General features: G+C 64.1%; 21 protein-coding genes and 1 riboswitch. Of the genes, 12 read left to right on the top strand and 9 right to left on the bottom strand.

The features are described from left to right. Positions 1 to 12 precede the first annotated feature (12 nt). Entirely contained in the window at positions 13 to 843 is an 831-nt protein-coding gene (locus ACSHT2_RS29215) for a nucleotidyltransferase domain-containing protein (RefSeq protein ID WP_440638224.1), read from the top strand. A 4-nt stretch (positions 844 to 847) separates the two neighbouring features. On the opposite strand, the gene ACSHT2_RS29210 is transcribed toward ACSHT2_RS29215, so the two are convergent. Then, entirely contained in the window at positions 848 to 1483 is a 636-nt protein-coding gene (locus tag ACSHT2_RS29210; RefSeq protein WP_440638223.1) for a hypothetical protein, read from the bottom strand. A 165-nt stretch (positions 1484 to 1648) separates the two neighbouring features. Next, positions 1649 to 2518, bottom strand: coding sequence for a DUF1194 domain-containing protein (locus ACSHT2_RS29205; protein ID WP_440638221.1), 870 nt, complete (start codon positions 2516 to 2518; stop codon positions 1649 to 1651). A 255-nt stretch (positions 2519 to 2773) separates the two neighbouring features. After that, positions 2774 to 2851: riboswitch (Fluoride riboswitch) on the top strand. 122 nt (positions 2852 to 2973) lie between these two features. Here ACSHT2_RS29205 and ACSHT2_RS29200 point away from each other — a divergent pair. The 6 genes from ACSHT2_RS29200 (at position 2974) to ACSHT2_RS29175 (ending at position 6553) form a co-directional block, all read left to right on the top strand. Beyond that, the gene (locus ACSHT2_RS29200; RefSeq protein WP_440642953.1) at positions 2974 to 4179 is read left to right on the top strand and encodes an MFS transporter; all 1206 of its coding nucleotides are present in this window, start codon (positions 2974 to 2976) and stop codon (positions 4177 to 4179) included. Positions 4180 to 4195: 16 nt separating this feature from the next. After that, the gene (gene crcB / locus ACSHT2_RS29195) at positions 4196 to 4585 is read left to right on the top strand and encodes a fluoride efflux transporter CrcB (RefSeq protein WP_440638219.1); all 390 of its coding nucleotides are present in this window, start codon (positions 4196 to 4198) and stop codon (positions 4583 to 4585) included. A 6-nt stretch (positions 4586 to 4591) separates the two neighbouring features. Further along, on the top strand, positions 4592 to 5020 hold the full coding sequence (crcB, locus tag ACSHT2_RS29190) for a fluoride efflux transporter CrcB (protein ID WP_440638218.1): 429 nt from the start codon (positions 4592 to 4594) through the stop codon (positions 5018 to 5020). 2 nt (positions 5021 to 5022) lie between these two features. Next, complete coding sequence (locus ACSHT2_RS29185; protein ID WP_440638216.1) at positions 5023 to 5364, top strand: DUF190 domain-containing protein; 342 nt, start codon at positions 5023 to 5025, stop codon at positions 5362 to 5364. A gap of 44 nt (positions 5365 to 5408) precedes the next feature. Next, positions 5409 to 5714, top strand: a complete 306-nt coding sequence (gene clpS, locus ACSHT2_RS29180) for an ATP-dependent Clp protease adapter ClpS (protein WP_440638214.1) — start codon at positions 5409 to 5411, stop codon at positions 5712 to 5714. 77 nt (positions 5715 to 5791) lie between these two features. After that, positions 5792 to 6553, top strand: coding sequence for a hypothetical protein (locus tag ACSHT2_RS29175; RefSeq protein WP_440638212.1), 762 nt, complete (start codon positions 5792 to 5794; stop codon positions 6551 to 6553). Positions 6554 to 6574: 21 nt separating this feature from the next. Here the strand turns inward: ACSHT2_RS29175 and ACSHT2_RS29170 are convergent, their stop codons facing one another. The 4 genes from ACSHT2_RS29170 to fabI all read right to left on the bottom strand — a co-directional run bounded on the left by ACSHT2_RS29170 (position 6575) and on the right by fabI (position 10540). Next, positions 6575 to 7765 carry an adenylate/guanylate cyclase domain-containing protein gene (locus ACSHT2_RS29170; protein ID WP_440638210.1) on the bottom strand — a complete coding sequence of 397 codons (1191 nt, stop codon included), beginning with the start codon at positions 7763 to 7765 and terminating at the stop codon, positions 6575 to 6577. Between the two features lie 62 nt (positions 7766 to 7827). After that, on the bottom strand, positions 7828 to 8916 hold the full coding sequence (gene aroC, locus ACSHT2_RS29165; protein WP_440638208.1) for a chorismate synthase: 1089 nt from the start codon (positions 8914 to 8916) through the stop codon (positions 7828 to 7830). A gap of 195 nt (positions 8917 to 9111) precedes the next feature. Beyond that, on the bottom strand, positions 9112 to 9711 hold the full coding sequence (locus ACSHT2_RS29160) for a histidine phosphatase family protein (RefSeq protein ID WP_440638207.1): 600 nt from the start codon (positions 9709 to 9711) through the stop codon (positions 9112 to 9114). Between the two features lie 13 nt (positions 9712 to 9724). Beyond that, positions 9725 to 10540 (bottom strand): enoyl-ACP reductase FabI, encoded by an 816-nt coding sequence (gene fabI / locus ACSHT2_RS29155; protein ID WP_124159677.1) that lies wholly within the window; start codon positions 10538 to 10540, stop codon positions 9725 to 9727. Between the two features lie 172 nt (positions 10541 to 10712). On the opposite strand from fabI, the gene ACSHT2_RS29150 reads away from it, so the two are divergent. Beyond that, positions 10713 to 11201 carry an RNA polymerase sigma factor gene (locus ACSHT2_RS29150; RefSeq protein ID WP_124159678.1) on the top strand — a complete coding sequence of 163 codons (489 nt, stop codon included), beginning with the start codon at positions 10713 to 10715 and terminating at the stop codon, positions 11199 to 11201. Between the two features lie 105 nt (positions 11202 to 11306). After that, positions 11307 to 12077, top strand: a complete 771-nt coding sequence (locus ACSHT2_RS29145; protein ID WP_440638204.1) for an anti-sigma factor family protein — start codon at positions 11307 to 11309, stop codon at positions 12075 to 12077. A 314-nt stretch (positions 12078 to 12391) separates the two neighbouring features. On the opposite strand, the gene ACSHT2_RS29140 is transcribed toward ACSHT2_RS29145, so the two are convergent. Continuing rightward, positions 12392 to 13357, bottom strand: a complete 966-nt coding sequence (locus tag ACSHT2_RS29140) for a DnaJ C-terminal domain-containing protein (protein WP_440638202.1) — start codon at positions 13355 to 13357, stop codon at positions 12392 to 12394. A gap of 106 nt (positions 13358 to 13463) precedes the next feature. After that, positions 13464 to 13871, bottom strand: a complete 408-nt coding sequence (locus ACSHT2_RS29135; protein ID WP_440638200.1) for an RT0821/Lpp0805 family surface protein — start codon at positions 13869 to 13871, stop codon at positions 13464 to 13466. A gap of 113 nt (positions 13872 to 13984) precedes the next feature. On the opposite strand from ACSHT2_RS29135, the gene pdxH reads away from it, so the two are divergent. Beyond that, positions 13985 to 14626, top strand: coding sequence for a pyridoxamine 5'-phosphate oxidase (gene pdxH, locus ACSHT2_RS29130; protein WP_440638199.1), 642 nt, complete (start codon positions 13985 to 13987; stop codon positions 14624 to 14626). A gap of 50 nt (positions 14627 to 14676) precedes the next feature. Then, entirely contained in the window at positions 14677 to 15429 is a 753-nt protein-coding gene (locus tag ACSHT2_RS29125) for an SDR family NAD(P)-dependent oxidoreductase (protein ID WP_440638198.1), read from the top strand. Between the two features lie 608 nt (positions 15430 to 16037). On the opposite strand, the gene ACSHT2_RS29120 is transcribed toward ACSHT2_RS29125, so the two are convergent. Continuing rightward, the gene (locus ACSHT2_RS29120) at positions 16038 to 17015 is read right to left on the bottom strand and encodes a magnesium transporter CorA family protein (RefSeq protein ID WP_440638196.1); all 978 of its coding nucleotides are present in this window, start codon (positions 17013 to 17015) and stop codon (positions 16038 to 16040) included. Positions 17016 to 17347: 332 nt separating this feature from the next. Here ACSHT2_RS29120 and ACSHT2_RS29115 point away from each other — a divergent pair, with 332 nt between their 5' ends. Further along, positions 17348 to 18034, top strand: coding sequence for a L,D-transpeptidase (locus ACSHT2_RS29115; protein WP_271530197.1), 687 nt, complete (start codon positions 17348 to 17350; stop codon positions 18032 to 18034). The last annotated feature ends 26 nt before the right edge of the window (positions 18035 to 18060 follow it).

The following is an 18060-nucleotide window of genomic DNA, read 5'->3' as shown; positions in this document are numbered from 1 at the left end:
CCGCACGATCCGTTGCTCGCCCGCCTGATATCCGTTCTTGCCGAGGTACCGGGCGTTCAGGCCGTCGCGCTCGGCGGCTCACGCGCGCGGGGCAGCGCGCATCCCTCGTCCGACTACGACATCGGGCTGTATAGTTCGAGCGCGGGCCCGCTCGATACGGATCGACTCCTGACCGTCGTGAAGGAAATCGCCGACGATCCCGGCGCTGCGACCGTAACGAGATATGGCGAATGGGGTCCATGGATCGTCGGCGGCGCATGGCTGTCGGTCGAGCGACAGAAGGTCGATCTGCTCTACCGTCACGCCGACGATGTCGAGCGAGTCATGATGGACTGCCGAAACGGTACAGTCCTCATGGCCTACCAGCCCGGCCATCCACATGGCTTCTGCTCGGCAATCTGGATGGGCGAGATCGCATATTGTCAGCCTCTGCACGATCCGAAAGGCCTGATCGCGCGGCTCAAGACAATCGCGCTCCCCTATCCGGAGGATCTGGGCCGCGCCTTGTTGCGGCGCTTTCAGTGGGAAATCCTGTTCAGCATCGAAAATGCGGAACTTGCGACAGCTCGCAACGAGCGAACCCACGTCGCGGGCTGCGTCTACAGAGCGCTCGCGTGCATCGCGCAGGTGCTATTTGCACTGAACCGTCGATATCTCATCAACGAAAAGGGCGCACTCCTGGAGACGGCCCGCTTGCCCCTGACGATTCCCCATCTGGTGGAACAGTCCGACGAAATCTGGCGGCTGATCGGGGATGGCGGTTTGGCACAGGCCTGCGCGATCCTGCGGCAGGTCGACCTGCAATTGAAGGCGCTGACACGATCCGGCGGGACGCCGCTGTGAACGGCTATGCCGTCTTGTCGAGGGAGGACGACGAATCCGCTGGCGGATATTTCGTCACCGGCACCGCGAATGATTTCGTGCCGACCTGGTAGATGACCTTGCCGTTCTTGCCGTCGTCGGTCGCGATCTGCGTCTGTCCGAACATGATGACGTTCTTATAGACGATGCCGGTGCCCTGGCGGGTGATGCCGTCGGTGGTGACGCTGACCTGGGCTTCCTTGCCGTTGACCGAGAGCACCTTGAAGCTCGCGCTCTTGCCGTTGTCGCTCGAATAGCCGCCCCAGCTTCCCATGAGGCGGCTGTCGGAGGCCGGCGGCTCCTGCTTCTCGAGATTCGCGGTCTGCTTGCCAGCGCCCCCTACTGAGAACAGCAGCACCATACTCTTCCCGTCCTTGGTGCCGACAGTGACCCCGCCAAAGGTGATAAGCGTGCCATTGACCTCGCCAAAGCCGCGCTCGGTGCGACCGTTATGGGTGTACTCGACCTGCGCCCGGGCACCGCGGATGTTCACGACCTTGAAGCCGACGGGCTGGTTGTTGCCCACCCAATTGCCCTTCCAGTCACCGACCAGAGCACTCTGGCGATACATCCGCTCGTTGGCGGGCGAAATCTGGTTGGTGCTCGAGGTGACGATGGCCATGGTTTGCTCAAAGGCAGGTCGGACAACCCGCTTTCGTTCGTTCCAGCAATGTCGGGACGCTCGCTGGAAATGGAAGGAAACAGTCTGATTAGGGCCATGCACCAGTTAACGAGCAGTTAATTCAACTGCCGGTTGGGATGGGCAAAAGGTCTCAGCGCGGAGACGTTAACGTCCCCAGCGGTCGGACCAGATCTTCTCGCCAATCAGGCAGTTGACGCGCGGCTCCTTGTCGGCAACGCGCATCACGGGGCGCTCCGGCGTGCGGCCGGCGACCTCCATCAGCAGCTTGGTGCGGATCGCTTCCTTGAACTTGTCGCGATCCTTGATCGTGATGACGAAGGAGCCGGGACCTCCGATGACGCAATCCTCGTAGTAGAAATCGAGATTATCGATATCCATGGTCGAATAGGACGGCTCCTTGACCATGATCGGCAGGCCATTGATGACGATGCCCTTCTCCAGGGCGGCATCGCGCGCGATCGTGACCGGACCGCCATTGTTGTTGGGACCGTCGCCGGAAATGTCGATGACGCGGCGCAAGCCCCGATAGGGATCCTCGTCGAACAGCGGCATCGCGAACGCGATTGCACCGGAGATCGAGGTCCGCGAGGCGCGCCGGATCGGCGTTTTCATGATCTCGGCGGCGACCGCGTCCGCCGTCTCCGGTCCGTCGACCAGGCGCCAGGGGATGATGATCTTCTGGTCGCTGGAGGCAGCCCACTCGAAATAGGTCACCGCGATCCGGCCATTCGGGCCTAACTTCAGCGCCTGCAGAAACTCCTTCGACTGGATTGCCTGCGCATAGCCCTCGCGCTGGACCGCGAGCTCGTCAATGTCCATGGAGTAGGACACGTCGACCGCGAGGATCAGCTCGACATCGACCGTCTGCGCGTCCTTGTCGGCGGCAAGCCGCTGCGATTGAGCTCGACTCTTGGGCGATTCGAATTTGGGTCCTGGTGCCGCGATGCCCGCGACGTCCCCTCCGGCAAACATGCCGGCCACCAGCACAGCCCCGATCGAGAACAGCAAACGCATCGCGGTCTCCCGTCGTATGACGCGATGGTGACATGCAATTGCCTTGCCGCAAAGGCCGAAGATCGCTTGCGCTTCACATTCGAGTTAGGAATTTGCGTGCCGGCGCGAAACCGCCGCCGTGTTGCCGCGCCCGCGCCGCAGGAACACGGCCGATGCCGCGCAGCCTCGGGCTCGCGACGCGAGAACCGAAAACGACCGGTCGCGGGACAGAGCGCCCCGCCCACTTGTCCGGCACGATTTCCATGCTAGGTTGGTCGCAGAGATGGGGATGGAGTCCCCCGACAACCGCCCGGCGGTCGATGACCGTGGTGGGCTGATGACTCCTGCTCGAGGAGAGGCAATCTCAAGGCCTCTGCCTTTGGCGGGAGCATGGACATACCCGCCGATGGCGGGTTTTTTGTTGCCTTGTGACGAACGCCAGCCGGCGAAGGCCAGGAGAAGACGAAGACGTGACGATGCCGACACCGAATGCTGCGCGCACGCCGCTGCCCAGAGGAATCTGGGTGCTCGGATTCGTCTCGATGCTGATGGACGTCTCTTCCGAGATGATCCATGCGCTGCTGCCGATCTATCTCGTCACCGTGCTCGGCGCCTCCACACTCACCGTCGGATTCATCGAGGGCATTGCGGAGGCCACCGCCTCGATCACCAAGATCTTCTCCGGCGCACTGTCGGACTGGCTCGGCCGCCGCAAGCTGCTCGCCGCGCTCGGCTATGGGTTGGCCGCCTTCACCAAGCCGCTGTTTCCGCTCGCGCCCAGCGTCGGATGGCTGGTGGCCGCGCGCTTCATCGACCGCGTCGGCAAGGGGATTCGCGGCGCGCCGCGCGATGCGCTGATTGCCGATATCGCCCCGGTCGGCCTGCGCGGCGCGAGCTTTGGCCTGCGGCAGTCGCTCGACACCATCGGCGCCTTCGTCGGGCCGCTCGCGGCGATCGGCCTGATGTGGTGGACGGCGGACAATTTTACGATCGTGTTCTGGGTGGCGGTGCTGCCGGCGTTCTTGTCGTTTGGACTGATCGCCTTCGCTGTGAACGAGCCAGAGCCGGACCCGAGCCGGGAGCCTGCGAAGAATCCGCTCAATCTTGCCGCAATGCGGCAACTCGGAACGGTGTACTGGCGCGTCGTCGCGGTCGGCATCGTCTTCACGCTCGCGCGCTTCAGTGAGGCCTTCCTGATCCTGCGCGCACAGAACATCGGACTCAACGCGATGTGGGTGCCGGCGGTGCTGGTGCTGATGAACATCGTCTATGCCCTGTCGGCCTATCCGGCCGGCGTGCTGTCGGACCGCATCAACCGGACCGGCCTGCTCGCGCTTGGTCTGGTCTTCCTCGCCTGCGCCGACCTCGCGCTGGCGCTGCTGCCGAATCTGGCTGGCCTCGCGCTCGGGGTCGCGCTGTGGGGGCTGCATATGGGATTAACGCAAGGACTGCTCTCCGCCCTCGTCGCCGACGCAGCGCCACCGAGCCTGCGCGGCACCGCATTCGGCTATTTCAACCTGTTCACCGGGCTTGCCCTTCTGGCGGCGAGCGTGATCGCGGGCGCCTTGTGGGACGCCTATGGCCCGACAGGCACGTTCCTGGCTGGGCTCGGCTTCGCGCTTGTGTCGCTCGCGGGGCTGCTTGGCATCGGCAACGGACTGGCAACGGAGGACAACCGATGACGGGAGGCGGTTCATCGTGCTGAGCGGAGTGCTTGCGATCGTGATCGGCAGTGCCCTGGGCGGCTGCGCGCGCTATTTTGTCTCCGGTGCGATCGCGCGGCGGCTGGGCGAGACGTTTCCGTGGGGCACCATGACCATCAACGTCACGGGCGCCTTCCTGATCGGCGTTTTGGGCGCGCTGGCGACCCATCCGGGCTCGGTCTTCGCCTCACCCAATCCCTGGCTGTTCGCGGTGACCGGGTTTCTCGGCTGCTACACCACCGTGTCCTCGTTCAGCCTGCAAACGCTGACACTCGCGCGGAGCGGCGAGCCGCTCTCGGCGCTCGGCAATGTCGTATTCTCGGTCGGGCTGGGCCTCGCTGCCGTCAGCTGCGGCTTCCTCGTCGCCGACAGCTTTGGAGGGTAGAGGCGAATGAACGCTCCGTCCTCCGCCGATCGCTGGCGTAGCGCGATGCTCTACGCCTGGGTTGCCGCCGGCAGCGTCGTCGGCGGGCTGACGCGCTATCTGGTCGGGCTCGCGCTCGACACCGGGCCGGGCTTTCCCTTCGCAACCCTGTTCATCAATGCGACGGGCTCGCTGATCATCGGCTTCTACGCGACCCTGACAGGGCCCGACGGCCGCATGCTGGCGCGGCCCGAGCACCGACAATTCGTCATGACGGGGTTCTGCGGCGGCTACACTACGTTCTCGACCTTCAGCCTGGAGACCTTCCGCCTGCTCCACGGCGGCCTGAAGTACACGGCGCTCGTCTATGTCGCGGCGTCCGTCATCTGCTGGCTGGTATCGGTATGGGCAGGGCATATGATGGCGAGCCGCTACAATCGGTTGACAAGGAGCTGAGCATGCAAATCCCCAATCAGGCAGTATCGCTCCGGATCTTCATCGGCGAGAGCGACCATTTCGACGGCAAGCCGCTCTATGAGGCGATCGTAATGACGGCGCGCGAGCGACATCTGGCCGGCGCCACGGTGTTGCGCGGACCGATGGGCTTCGGCAAGTCGAGCCGGCTGCACACCTCGAAGATCCTGCGACTGTCGGAAGACCTGCCGCTGCTGATCGAGATCGTCGACAGCGAGGACAACATCAATGCATTCCTGCCCATCCTCGATGGCATGATGTCGAGCGGGCTGATCACCTTGGAGAAGGTGCGGGTCCTGCAATATGGTGCGAAGGCCACGAGCTGATCACTCGGGCAGGGAACCCAAGCCCGCCGTGTCCAGGAGGCGGAATGAACGACACCGTCGCCAAGCCGAAAACCAGGACCAGGACCAAGGTCGAGCGGCCGCGGCTGCACAAGGTCATCCTGATCAACGACGACTACACGCCGCGCGAGTTCGTCACCTTGGTGCTGAAGGCCGAATTCCGCATGACCGAGGATCAGGCCTATAAGGTGATGATTACCGCCCACAAGCTCGGCGCCTGCGTCGTCGCCGTATTCACCAAGGATGTCGCCGAGACCAAGGCCACGCGCGCCACCGACGCCGGCCGCGCCAAGGGCTATCCGTTGCTGTTCACGACGGAGCCGGAGGAATAGGCGCCGCCTGCCGGCTTCGGGGCAATTTTAGCGATCCGCGCTACCGCAGGTTTAATCTCCTGTGTCACCACAATGCGATGACAGTCGCATTGCGCAAACAGCTCGAGCTCAAGCCGGCCCGCCCCGAAACCTCGTTCGGTCCGTTCAGGCTCCTGCACGCCCTGCCCTGGCTGATTCTGGCGGCCGCGATGCGGGTGATCGCGTTTGGCGGCGGCGCCGTGGCCTTGCCGGCAATTGTCGTTGCCGACATTTCGGTGCTGCTGGCGTTCTTTGCCACCGCACACCAATCGATCGAGGCGGCCGGGGGCCAATCCTCTCTCGGTGAGTTGAAACTGGGCGAGCAATTCAAGCTCTCCTTCTCGATCCTGTGGCGGATCATGCTCGTGATGATCGTCGCGGCGCTCGGCGCCGCAGCGATCGGCTATGAGGCTTCGTATCATCTGATGGCGGGCCTCGACGGCATGGCGTTCGACCAGTTCACCCATCCCGGGCGATTCTGGAGCGCATGGATCGCCGCGCTCGTGCTGCTCATGATCGTCCGCGCCGCGCGCGACGACGGCAAGGTCGCCCTGTTTGCGGCGATCGGCGAATTCGCGCGACGCGGGCTGTGGCTCGGCGCCGCCGTCATCCTACTCGGCACCATCAACGTCGTCCTCGCCTATGGCCAGGAAGCGGTGCGCACCGCGATCTGGACTTTCTGGCAGACTTCGTCGGCGACGCAGTTCACCAAGAACCTGATCTATTTCGTGTTCATCTTCAGCTTCGCCATGCTGCGGCTGTGGATCACCCTGAGGATCATAACGCTGGGCCTGAAGCAGTCCTATGTTCGCGGCGGCTAGCGCCGCCGACCGCACCTTCCGCTAGGCGATTGCGGCCGGCGTTTCTTCGGCGAGCCCGTACACGCGTTGCGCCTTGGAAAATCCCGCAATCGGGAATTCACCGAGCTTCTGCCAATCGTATTGGCAGACATTGGCAAAACCTTCCGAGGCGACGACGGTGCGCCCCAGGCGGCCCGTGATCTTCTCCAGCCGCGCGGCGAGGTTGACGGCCGGGCCGATGCAGGTGAAGTCGAGCCGGTTGCCGCCGCCGATATTGCCGTAGAGGATGTTTCCGACATGCAGCGCGACGCCGAAGCGGAAGCGTTCGACGACGTCGCCGACTGGAAAGGCGAGCGCCTCGACGCTGGCGCGGGATTCGCGCGCAGCCTCCAGCACGCGCGCGCAGACTTGGGTGGCATCGCCGACATACTCGTCGATCGGAAACACCGCGAGCAGTCCGTCGCCCATGAACTTCAGCACCTCGCCGCCGTGGTTGCGGATCGCGGCGACCTGACAGTCGAAATAGTGATTGAGGATCTCGACCACGGTCTCGGCCGGCAGCCGGTCCGACAGCGCGGTGAAGCCGCGTAGATCCGAGAGCCAGATTGCGGCCTGCATGGTGTCGTTGTGGCCGCGCCGGATCTGGCCGCCGAGGATACGCGCGCCGGCGCGATTGCCGACATAGGTATCGAGCAGCATCTCGGCAGTGCGACGCAGGCTGATGATCTCGCTGACGCGCGCGAGCGGCGCTGTGATGGTTCGGATCGCCGCGATGTCGTCGTCGCCGAAGCCGCCGGGATGGCGCGTGGTCCAGCTCGTCGCGTGGGTCGAGCCGTCGAGAAACGGCATCGGCATCGCGACATAGTCGGTCACGCCTTCGGCGCGCATGTCGTCGAGGAACGGAAACCGCCTGCTGTCGGGATCGTCCATGCGCCCCCTGACCTCCAGCCCTTGCTCGAAAACGACTCGCAGCGGACTTCTGGCGAATTCAGGCGTGTCGAGGACTTCGAAATCGACGCTGCCGATTTCGACCTGCCCGCCTTGCCGCCAGATGAAATTGCGGCCGAATATCTCGGGATGCAGCGTGCGAATGAAGATGCCGAACCGCCACAACGGCAGGCCGGCCGCGACCAGACGCTCGCAGAAATCGGCGATCATTTCGTCCGGCTCGATCGACGCCCATGCGCCGTCGATCAGCCAGTTGGAGACGCGCTGAAGCTCGGAGCTGTTCATGGCCGCATTTGCGGATGAAGTTATGGGCTCGTCAAGCTGCGCGGTGGGCTCGTACCGCGGCGTCAGCGTCCAACCTGCCCGCGATCGCGCAGGAAGTGATCGGCCAGCACGCAGGCCATCATGGCTTCGCCCACGGGAACTGCGCGGATGCCCACGCAGGGGTCGTGGCGGCCCTTGGTGAAGATCTCGGTATCAGTGCCCCTGCGATCGACAGTGAGACGCGGCTGCAGGATCGACGAGGTCGGCTTTACCGCGAAGCGAACCACCACCGGCTGTCCGGTGGAGATGCCGCCCAGCACGCCGCCGGCATGGTTGGACAGGAAGCGCGTGCCGTCATTGCCGGTGCGCATCTCGTCCGCGTTCTCCTCGCCGGTGAGTTCTGCCGCGCCAAAGCCGGCACCGATCTCGACGCCCTTCACCGCGTTGATACTCATCATCGCGGCCGCGAGATCGGAATCGAGCTTGGCGTAGATCGGCGCGCCTAGCCCTGCCGGCACGCCTTCGGCGACGACCTCGATCACCGCGCCGATGGAGGATCCGCTCTTGCGGATGCCGTCGAGATAGGTCTCGAAGAATGCGGCCTTGTCCTTGTCGGGACAGAAGAACGGATTCTTGGCGACCTCGTCCCAGTCCCACTTGCCGCGATCGATCTTGTACGGGCCGATCTGCACCAGCGCGCCGCGCACCTTCACGTCGGGCAGGACTTTTCGCGCGATCGCGCCGGCGGCAACGCGCATCGCGGTCTCGCGCGCGGAGGAGCGACCGCCGCCGCGATAGTCGCGCAGGCCGTATTTGGCTTCATACGTGAAGTCGGCATGGCCCGGACGAAACTTGTCCTTGATCTCGGAATAATCCTTGGAGCGCTGGTCGGTGTTCTCGATCAGGAGCCCGATCGGCGTGCCCGTCGTCACCTGCGCGCCGGTTTCCGGATGCGCCATCACGCCGGACAGGATTTTCACCTGATCCGGCTCCTGGCGTTGGGTGGTGAAGCGCGACTGTCCTGGCCGGCGGCGGTCGAGGTCCTTCTGGATGTCGGCCTCGGTGAGCGGGATCATGGGCGGGCAGCCGTCGACCACGCAGCCGATCGCCACCCCGTGGCTCTCGCCGAAGGTGGTGACGCGGAACATGTGGCCGAAGGTGTTGAAGGACATGCCGAACTGCCGCCTAATGTTGACTTGCAACGCCTATGAAAATTGTCAACGTGACGTAACGCGATCTGAATGGGGGGTCAAATGGCCCCCAATCGTCATGGCCGGGCTTGTCCCGGCCATCCACGTCCCTGGGTGCTGCGAGCAAGTCCATAGCCGCCCGGGCATGACGGCGGAGGGGCATGGTGACCCGTCGGACTAGCTAAACTTCTCGAGTCGCCCATCGCGGAACACATAGACGGCGCCCTGCTCGATAAAGAGTTCGGCGGCGCTGGCAGGGGTCTCGATGCCCAGGGCCACCATCAATGCCCTGCAGGTGCCACCATGGGCGACCGCAACGGTGTCGACCAGGAGCGACTCGTACCAGTCCAGCATGCGCAGCTGCACCGCCGCGTAGGTCTCGCCACCTGCGGGCGCGACCGTCCATTTGTCGGCGAGACGCCTCGCATAGACATCGGGATCGGAGGCCTCGCTCTCGGCAAGCGTCAGACCTTCCCAGGTGCCGTAGCCGATCTCGCGCAGGCGATCATCGAGCGAATAGTCCGAAGGAGGCAATTCGAGCTTGGCGCGCGCGAGTTCCATGGTTTGGCGCGCGCGGCCGAGCGGGCTCGATACGTAAGGCAGCGCCGCCCTGTCCCTTCCCTCACGCTTGAACAGATCGGCCAGAATGCTGGCCGCCTGCGCGGCCTGGGCCCGGCCACGCGCATTCAGCGGGACGTCCCTGGTGCCCTGGAGTCGCCCGAGCGCGTTCCATTCGGTCTCGCCATGGCGCAGGAAGTAGATCGTGGGCACGGCCATTCCAAATTCGAGGCTAGTCCTTCCCGCCCAGCGAGATGTCCGGCGCGTCGGGCCGCTTCATGCCGAGCACGTGATAACCGGAATCGACATGATGCACCTCGCCGGTGACGCCGCGCGAGAGGTCAGAGAGGAAATACAGCGCGCTGTTGCCGACGTCCTCAGTGGAGACGTTGCGCCGCATCGGCGCGTTGTATTCGTTCCACTTCAGGATATAGCGGAAGTCGCCAATGCCGGACGCGGCGAGCGTCTTGATCGGACCTGCCGAGATGGCGTTGACGCGGATGTTCTTCTCGCCGAGATCGGCGGCGAGATAGCGCACGCTGGCCTCCAGCGCCGCCTTCGCCACGCCCATGACGTTGTAGTGCGGCATCCACTTCTCGGCGCCGTAATAGCTGAGCGTGATCAGCGAGCCGCCATCCGTCATCAGCTTCTCGGCGCGCTGCGCCACGGCCGTGAAAGAGTAGCAGGAGATCAACATCGACTTCGAGAAATTCTCCTGCGTGGTGTCGACGTAGCGGCCGTCGAGCTGCTCGCCATAGGCGATCGCGTGCACCAGGAAGTCGATCTTGCCCCACTTCTCCTTCAGCACGGCAAAGGCGGCATCGATGGTCGCGGCATCCGTCACGTCGCAATGGCCGAGCACGAGACCACCGATCTCGGCGGCAAGCGGCTCGACGCGCTTCTTCAGCGCATCGCCCTGATAGGTGAAGGCGAGCTCGGCACCGGCCGCGTGGCATGCCTTGGCGATGCCCCAGGCGATCGAGCGGTTGTTGGCAACGCCGAGGATCACCCCGCGCTTGCCTTGCATCAGACCTGAATTCTGCGCCATTTTTGAACGTCCCGTCGAACTCTCGTTGAGGTCTGGAGGTACACCAGCCCTCCCCTGCGGTACAGCCCTAATACGCGGCGTTAACGCTGTTTCAAGTGCCGGAATAGCCGTTCCGCTCGGGTGTTATGATCGTTGAGGCGCTCGCGCCGAACGTTGGGACTTCAAGACCGCAATGAATGCGTTTCGCCAGAGTGTGGAAGTCATGATCCCGGCGTTGCGCCGCTACGCCCGCGGGCTCACGCGCGATGCGGATGCGGCCGACGATCTGGTGCAGGATACATTGGTGCGCGCGCTGCGTTCGGAACGCCTGTTTCTCGGAGGCGATGTCAGGAGCTGGCTCTATACGATCCTGACCAACCTCAACAAGAACCGGCGGCGCTCACTGGCAAGGCGGCCGCAATTCATGCCGCTGACGGAGAACAACCCGGATGCCAGCGGGACCGAGGCCGAAGGACGTGACATCGAGAGGGCGCTGGCCACCCTCGTCGAGGAACAGCGTTCGGTGCTGCTCCTGGTGATGCTGGAAGGCATGAGCTATCGCGAAGTCGCCGACATCCAGGGCGTGCCGATCGGCACCGTGATGTCGCGCCTGGCACGCGCAAGGGCCCACGTTAAAGCCTCGCTGGAGGGTGAGCGCCCGGCGCTCAGGCGGGTGAAATGAGGACAGCGTGATGCATCTCACATCGTGCGCCCGCAGCCTGCCGAGGGCGCGAGCGAAGTTGAGCCACGAACGATTTTTTGGGCCGCAGAGCCAGAGACGACCGATATGAACGACCGCAACATTCCAATCACCGAAGACGAGCTGCACGCCTATGTCGACGGCGAACTGCCGGCGGAACGTCGCGCCGACGTCGAGGCCTGGCTCGCCGCCCACCCTGACGATGCCGAGCGGGTCCAATCCTGGCGGACCATGGCCGAGATGCTGCACGCCCGCTACGATTCCGTCGCGCAGGAGCCGGTGCCGGCGCGGCTGGAACTGGAGCGGCTGGAACGCCGCCCGCGGCAATGGCTCTATGGCGCCGCCGCGGCGGCGTTGGTGGCCTTCGTCGCCGGCGGCACGGCCGGCTGGGTGGCACATGGCGCCGCCAACGCGCCCTCCACGTTCCAGAGCCTTACGGCAGACGCGCTCGATGCCCACCGCCTCTATGTCGTCGAGGTCCGCCATCCCGTCGAAGTCGGCGGCAACGAGCGTGACCATCTTCAGGCCTGGCTGACCCGGCGCTGCGGCTGGACGGTGTTCGCTCCGAACCTGGAGGCGAGCGGTCTGAAGCTCGTCGGCGGCCGGCTTCTGCCCGGGCCAAACGGTCCGGCGTCGTTCCTGATGTATGAGGGCGCCTCGGGTGAGCGGTACACGATCTACACCGCCAAGACCGACAATGGCGCGACGCAGATGCACTACGCCAAAACGGACAAGGATGGAGCGCTGTTCTGGGCCGAACGCGGCGTTGGCTACGTCGTCAGCGGCGGCGGTGATCGCGAGCGGCTGACCAAGGTGGCGCAGGCCGTGTACGACCAGGCAGAGAAAAACGGCACCTGACAGCAGCGCCATGGCCGAAGCTACGCCTTGGGCGTGCTCGAAACGCATGCCTCGATTCCGACATTGAAAATTTGGAATCAAGACATCGGCGCGTCTCATTATCGCACCGGATGATCACGCGAAAATGAGCAGCGTTCGATCCGCCGATCGACGCGGGCGGCCTCGATTGGGGCTTTTGGTACCGCGCTGGTCCCCCTCTCGAGGCCGCACCTTATTCTCGGCTGCCCGCCGGACAGCCGATACGCCTTGAAGTCAGCATCGACGCGCGATGCGCGCTTCATGCTCCGATCGTCGAGGTGGCCCCGGATAGCGCGCTAGCCGAGCCCGCTCCGCGGATTGTAGGGGTGGTGGTCCCGCCACTTCTCCATCAATGCTTCGAGCTCGGCGTCGTTCCCGTCCGGTAGCACAATCCTGATGGTCACGAAGAGATCTCCGGTTCCACCAGCTTTCGACAAGCCCTTGCCCTTGAGGCGGAAGGTCCGGCCGCTGGAGGTGTTCTTCGGAACCGAAAGCTCCACGGCATTGCCCAGGGTGGGCACGCGCACCTTACCGCCAAGCACAGCCTCATACAGCGTCACCGGCAGGTCGATCCTGAGGTCAGCGCCCTCGACCTTGAAGAACGGGTGCGGCGCGATGTTGATGGTGATCAGGAGATCGCCGGGCGGATGGCCCTGTGCGCTCTCGCCCTGCCCCCGGAGCCGAATCTGCTGGCCCTCGGTGACGCCGGCCGGAATCTTGACGTTGAGCTCCTTGCCCGTCGGCAGCCGGACGCGCTTCTCGCCACCCTTGGCCGACTCTTCGAGCGAGACGGACATGGCGACATTCACATCGAGATCGAGCCCGATGCCGCCGGTATCGAATTCGAACTGGGCTCCGCCGCCGGCCCCAGGGCGGGCGCCGCGCGCCCCGCCGCCGAACATGCTGTTGAGGATATCCTCGAACGCGCCGGCGCCCGCGCCGCCACCTGCCCCGCCGCTCCGGAACGTATAGCTTTCGAACCCGCCGGGACCCGCGCGGCCGCGCGGCCCCCCGCCGCCAGGAAAACCCTGGAAGCGCGGCTTGCCCTCGGCATCGATCTCGCCGCGGTCAAACTGCTTGCGCTTGTCCTCGTCGCCGAGGATCTCGTTGGCCGAGTTGATCTCGGCGAAGCGCTCGGCAGCATTCGGATCACCCTTGTTGCTGTCCGGATGGTGCTTCTTGGCCAGCTTGCGATAGGCGCTCTTGATCGCGGCAGCGCTGGCGCCCCGCGGCACCCCCAAGACCTCATAGGGGTCGCGCATTCGTCACGTCTCCTTCAAGAAATCGAATTGTTCAAAGGGCTCCCCGCCCCGCCTGCGGATCATGTGGGAAGAGAGTGGCATTTTTGCAACTAGGAGCGCAGTGAACCTAGCTCCGCCACGGCTTTAGCGTATGAATCTGCCAACGGCCACGGCTGCTTTGGCAGCCGGCGCCCTGGAGCCAGCTTTCGGTGCTGCCGTTGACGTAGCTCGCCAGGAAGTCGCGGCATCTGCGTCCGTCCTCGGCGGCATAGGACTGGGCGATCGGCGTCACCGAGCCGCGCGCCCCGGTCTCGGGATTCTCCCAGTGCTGGCTGGAATCCTTGTCGCCCTTGCTGAGGACGTCGGAGGCGGCATTGCGCGCGAAGGCGAGATCGGTCTCGGTGGGCGCCGCGTCTCTCGCCGGCCCCGCGATCGAGCCGGTGAGATCGCTGTCGTCAGTCTTGGCGTAGGCACTCGTGTCGTTGCGGGAGAAGCTGCAGCCGCCGGTGCCGAGCCCGATCAGAATCATCGTCATGACGAGGCCGGAGGGCCGGATCGCCGATAGGCCAACGCGTTCCCATGCCCTATATAGGGCGGTAGCGGACAACAACGTATTTTGGGCCGCGGGACGCAACTCGGACTCCAGACATGACCGACACGACCTCGATGAAACACCAGACACCCTTAACATCCGGTGATTTCACCGCCGCCGACGAGCCATTTGCGCTGTTCGAGGCCTGGTTGAACGAAGCGATCAAGAGCGAGCCGAACGATCCGAATGCCATGGCGCTCGCAACCGTCGACCCTGACGGGCTGCCTGACGTCCGTATGGTGCTGATGAAGGGCTTCGATACCGAGGGTTTCGTCTTCTACAGCCACATCGCCAGCCAGAAGGGCCGCGAACTCGCCGCAAATCCTAAGGCAGCGTTACTGTTTCACTGGAAGTCGCTGCGCCGTCAGGTCCGCATCCGCGGCAACGTGACGCCGGTGACCGACGCTGAAGCCGACGCCTATTTCGCCACCCGCCCCAAGCAGGCCCAGATCGGTGCCTGGGCGAGCAAGCAGTCGCAGGAGCTGGAGAGCCGCTTCGCCTTCGAGCAGGCCATCGCCAAGGTCGCGGCCAGATATGTCATCGGCGAAGTGCCGCGGCCGCCGGGCTGGAGCGGCTGGCGCATCACGCCGCTGCGCATCGAATTCTGGCACGACCGCCCCTTCCGTCTGCACGACCGCATCGAATTTCGCCGTGACGCCGCCGACCAGAAATGGTCCAAGACGCGGATGTACCCTTGATCCCCATCTTGAATCTTGCCTCGAGCTTTGGGCCGACCTGAAAGATGTCCATGCCGCATTCGTCCAACGCGCCGCGTCGTACGCTGCTCCTGACCGGAGCAAGCCGCGGCATCGGCCACGCCACCGTGATCCGCTTTTCCTCGGCGGGATGGCGCGTCATCACCTGCTCGCGGCATCCCTTCCCGGAGGACTGCCCGTGGGACGCGGGGCCCGAGGACCACATCCAGGTTGACCTTGGCAATCCCCAGGACACTGCGCGCGCGATCTCCGAAATCCGCAACCGGCTCGAGGGCGGCACGCTGCATGCGCTGGTCAACAACGCTGCGATCTCGCCGAAGGGCCCGGGCGGCTCCCGACTCGGCTCCGTCGACACCGACCTCGACACCTGGACGCATGTCTTCCATGTCAACTTCTTCGCGCCGATCATGATGGCACGCGGGCTGATCGAGGAATTGAAGGCGGCCAGGGGCTCGGTCGTCAACGTCACCTCGATCGCCGGCTCGCGCGTGCACCCCTTCGCGGGCGCCGCCTACGCCACCTCGAAGGCGGCGCTCGCCTCGCTGACGCGCGAGATGGCCTCCGACTTCGGCCGCGTCGGCGTGCGAGTCAACGCAATCGCCCCGGGCGAGATCGACACCTCGATCCTGTCGCCAGGCACCGAGAAGATCGTCGAGCAGCAGATCCCGATGCACCGCCTCGGCACGCCCGACGAAGTGGCAAAAATCATCTACGTGCTGTGCACGGACACCAGCTCTTACGTCAACGGCGCCGAAATCCACATCAACGGCGGCCAGCACGTGTAGCGGCCCGGTCATTCCGGGGCGACGCAAAGCATCGGGCCCGGAATCCCGAGCTTCGGGTTCGATTGCGGACCGCCCGGAACGACGAACGCAATTGCACAGTTGAGCTTGGTCGCAGCTTACGGCCGGAAGTAGGCGATCCAGACAACGCCGCCGCAAGGCCTGGATCGCCCTTACCTTCCGTTCCTCAATCGAGTCGAATCCGACGCGACCTCTCGCGCGGCCGCGGAGCGGCCGTGCTGAATGCAGTCGAGCAGTCGTCGTCGTTCTCACCATCGAGCAGCGGAGCACCACAGTGCCGGCACATGCGTGCCGACATCGACGGCGCCTTGCCGCTCGCCACGACCTGACGATAGTTCGCCAGATCGATGACGTTGCGGGGCGACGTTATGTGTTTTTCAACCATGGCTGTTCCTCGCGGCTACGCACTGCTTATCGCAGACAAATTTCGCGCAAACGTTCAGCCCACCGCTCAAATTTTACCGGAGGAATTGCGGCACGATGCGGACATCACCGCGCCGCCTCAATCCCGATCTATTCTGCGACACGATCTACCGTGTCTCTGCGAGCGGCGTAAGGTCTCGGTAGGGATCTTTGCTCGAGCACGACTCCTACAGCCACTTCTTCCACTTGAAGATCCAGTACGGGACGATGGCGGCGATCAGCATCATCACCAGCGCCATCGGATAGCCGTGCACCCATTCGAGTTCCGGCATCGCCTTGAAGTTCATGCCGTAGACCGAGGCGATCAGCGTCGGCGGCATCAGGACGACGGCCATCACCGAGAACAGCTTGATGATGTTGTTCTGCTCGAGATTGACGACGCCGAGCATGGCGTCGAGCACGAAGGTGATCTTGTTGGAGAGATAGGAGGCATGGTCGGTCAGCGAGGCGACGTCGCGCTGCATGGTCTTGAGCTGCTCGCGCATGTCCTTCGACCATTTCACGCCCTCGACCACCGCGGACAGGAACGTCACGACGCGACCGATCGACACCAGACTCTCGCGAACCTTCGAGGTCAAATCGCCTTTGCGGCCGATCGAGATCAGGATCTGGGAGTACCTCTTCGCCTGCCCATGGCGCTCGCTCTCGGGCTCGAAGATGTCATGCGAGACCTGATCGATCTCGGCGCCGCAACGCTCCAGAATATCGGCGCAGCGGTCGATCACCGCATCCAGCAGCTCCATCAGCACCATCTCGCCCGTCACGGAAGGCGTGCAGGAGCGGGAGAGCTTGGCCTCGACCAGCGCGAACGGCTTCGGCTGGTCATACCGCACCGTCACCAGGCGGTGGTCGCCGAGGATGAACGTCACCGCCGTGGTCCTGGGCATGTCGGTATCGGAGTGGCACATCAGCGTCGCAGTCATGTAGCGCGCGCCGTTCTCCATATAGAGGCGGCTGGAGATCTCGATCTCCTGCATGTCTTCCCGGGTCGGGATGGCGATGCCCGCGAGCCGCTCCACCGCCTTGTCCTCAGCCGCGCTCGGATTGACCAGGTCGATCCAGACGGCGTTCTCCGGCACGGCCGCAAGATCCTCGATGACAGCCTTCTTGAGGGCGGACTCGGAGGGAACAAACACCGAAAACATGAAAAGCTCCAGAGATCCTGCGACAGCCAGCCCCTTAGCGCGATTCTGGCAGGTTCACGATGACAACAACAATAACGGAGCGTTTGGACTTGTGGCGATCCGAGGCTCAACTGTGGCACGGAATCGACAGTTCGGCGTATCCAGCCGAAAAACCCGCACAACACCGCAAAATTTGCGGCAGAAAAGCCACAGCTGGGCTCTCGTAGCGCGGGAAAAGCCCTTCAGAGCTGGAATTGTGGCGGATTTCAGCGATAATGGGATTAACGGGTTCGAGGAACTTGAGCGCCAAGCCCAAGCCTTCCGTGCGGTATTGTTTTGATTGGAACCAAACCATGTCGTCGCTGAAAGTTATGTTGGGGATTTTGGCCGCCGGCCTGATGCTGTCGGGCTGCATGCAGGCCACTCACTATGAGGCGACCGACACCAAGGCCTTCAAGCCGAAGGACAAGGAACTCCTCGCCAAGGTCAAATACGAGAACACCCCGGTCGCAGAGCCGTTCCGCCGCGCCATCGTCGAATACCACCGCAAGGAATCGCCGGGCTCGATCGTGGTCGATTCCGACAACCATTACCTCTATTACGTGCTCGAGGGCGGCAAGGCGATCCGCTACGGCATCACCGTTGGCGAAGAGGCCATGGCCTGGTCGGGCATTGCCAAGGTGGGCAGCAAGACCGAGTGGCCGGCTTGGCACCCCACCCCCGGTGAAATTTCGCGTCTGGGCGTGCCGACCTATGTCGCCCCCGGCCCGGACAATCCGATGGGCTCCCGCGCGCTGTACCTCTATTCGGGCGGCAAGGACACGCTGTTCCGCATCCACGGCACCAACCAGCCGGAATATATCGGCGCCTCGATCTCGTCAGGCTGCATCCGCCTGACCAACGAGGACGCGATCGATCTCTATGATCGCGTCAAGGTTGGCACCCTGGTCGTGGTGCTCGAGCCCAAGCACGGCGACTCGCCGTACAATTCGCGGTTGGCGCTCGGCAACAGCCAAACCGGCCAGGCGGCCAGCTACTGATCGCCTCCGACCTCTGGACAACAAAA

This window comes from Bradyrhizobium sp. PUT101 (assembly GCF_052043945.1).
Classification (GTDB): Bacteria; Pseudomonadota; Alphaproteobacteria; order Rhizobiales; family Xanthobacteraceae; genus Bradyrhizobium.
This window is presented reverse-complemented; position numbering and strand designations above follow the sequence as displayed.

Bases quoted from the DNA above. Each gene is read 5' to 3' on its own strand.
- ACSHT2_RS29125 (WP_440638198.1), top strand. From the start codon at position 14,677: ATGCCGCATTCGTCCAACGCGCCGCGTCGTACGCTGCTCCTGACCGGA.
- ACSHT2_RS29140 (WP_440638202.1), bottom strand. From the start codon at position 13,357: ATGCGCGACCCCTATGAGGTCTTGGGGGTGCCGCGGGGCGCCAGCGCT.
- clpS (WP_440638214.1), top strand. From the start codon at position 5,409: ATGAACGACACCGTCGCCAAGCCGAAAACCAGGACCAGGACCAAGGTC.
- aroC (WP_440638208.1), bottom strand. From the start codon at position 8,916: ATGTCCTTCAACACCTTCGGCCACATGTTCCGCGTCACCACCTTCGGC.
- ACSHT2_RS29200 (WP_440642953.1), top strand. From the start codon at position 2,974: ATGCCGACACCGAATGCTGCGCGCACGCCGCTGCCCAGAGGAATCTGG.
- ACSHT2_RS29150 (WP_124159678.1), top strand. From the start codon at position 10,713: ATGAATGCGTTTCGCCAGAGTGTGGAAGTCATGATCCCGGCGTTGCGC.
- pdxH (WP_440638199.1), top strand. From the start codon at position 13,985: ATGACCGACACGACCTCGATGAAACACCAGACACCCTTAACATCCGGT.
- ACSHT2_RS29160 (WP_440638207.1), bottom strand. From the start codon at position 9,711: ATGGCCGTGCCCACGATCTACTTCCTGCGCCATGGCGAGACCGAATGG.
- ACSHT2_RS29175 (WP_440638212.1), top strand. From the start codon at position 5,792: ATGACAGTCGCATTGCGCAAACAGCTCGAGCTCAAGCCGGCCCGCCCC.
- ACSHT2_RS29115 (WP_271530197.1), top strand. From the start codon at position 17,348: ATGTCGTCGCTGAAAGTTATGTTGGGGATTTTGGCCGCCGGCCTGATG.
- ACSHT2_RS29185 (WP_440638216.1), top strand. From the start codon at position 5,023: ATGCAAATCCCCAATCAGGCAGTATCGCTCCGGATCTTCATCGGCGAG.
- ACSHT2_RS29145 (WP_440638204.1), top strand. From the start codon at position 11,307: ATGAACGACCGCAACATTCCAATCACCGAAGACGAGCTGCACGCCTAT.
- crcB (WP_440638218.1), top strand. From the start codon at position 4,592: ATGAACGCTCCGTCCTCCGCCGATCGCTGGCGTAGCGCGATGCTCTAC.
- ACSHT2_RS29170 (WP_440638210.1), bottom strand. From the start codon at position 7,765: ATGAACAGCTCCGAGCTTCAGCGCGTCTCCAACTGGCTGATCGACGGC.
- ACSHT2_RS29120 (WP_440638196.1), bottom strand. From the start codon at position 17,015: ATGTTTTCGGTGTTTGTTCCCTCCGAGTCCGCCCTCAAGAAGGCTGTC.
- ACSHT2_RS29205 (WP_440638221.1), bottom strand. From the start codon at position 2,518: ATGCGTTTGCTGTTCTCGATCGGGGCTGTGCTGGTGGCCGGCATGTTT.
- ACSHT2_RS29210 (WP_440638223.1), bottom strand. From the start codon at position 1,483: ATGGCCATCGTCACCTCGAGCACCAACCAGATTTCGCCCGCCAACGAG.
- fabI (WP_124159677.1), bottom strand. From the start codon at position 10,540: ATGGCGCAGAATTCAGGTCTGATGCAAGGCAAGCGCGGGGTGATCCTC.
- ACSHT2_RS29135 (WP_440638200.1), bottom strand. From the start codon at position 13,871: ATGACGATGATTCTGATCGGGCTCGGCACCGGCGGCTGCAGCTTCTCC.